Origin of the sequence: Pseudoalteromonas sp. SWXJZ94C (assembly GCF_015864385.1) — a bacterium.
Taxonomy (GTDB): Bacteria; Pseudomonadota; Gammaproteobacteria; order Enterobacterales; family Alteromonadaceae; genus Pseudoalteromonas.
In genome coordinates, this window is record NZ_JADYXF010000171.1 from 1 (window position 1) to 524 (window position 524).

Annotated in this window: 1 protein-coding gene; it reads left to right on the plus strand. The window is 51.5% G+C overall.

Going from position 1 to position 524, the window contains the following annotated elements; all coding sequences use genetic code 11:
* A partial coding sequence (locus I6F65_RS21615) for an Ig-like domain-containing protein (RefSeq protein ID WP_231613274.1) occupies positions 1 to 524 on the plus strand: 524 nt, incomplete at both ends.

Here is a 524-nt window from a genome sequence, read left to right on the forward strand (position 1 = left end):
GCAGGCAATACCAATACGGTTTCAACCACTGGCACTGTTGATACTGAAGTGCCGGTGATCACCATCGACTTATTAGGCGATAGTAACGATACCACCCCATTAATTACCGGCTCAGTTGCGGGCGAAGGTGCAGGCACAACCGTGACGCTCACCGTCATTGATGCTAGTAATGCCGTGCAAACAATCACCACCGAAACCCTCGCAGATGGCAGTTTTAGTGTCGGGGTTACCGACGCATTAGCCGAAGGGGATTACACCCTTGAAATAACCGTTGTTGATGCTGCAGGCAATACCAATACGGTTTCAACCACTGGCACTGTTGATACTGAAGTGCCGGTGATCACCATCGACTTATTAGGTGATAGCAACGATACCACCCCATTAATTACCGGCTCAGTTGCGGGCGAAGGTGCGGGCACAACCGTGACGCTTACCGTCACTGATGCCAATAATGCGGTGCAAACAATCACCACCGAAACCCTCGCAGATGGCAGTTTTAGTGTCGGGGTTCCCGACGCATTAGC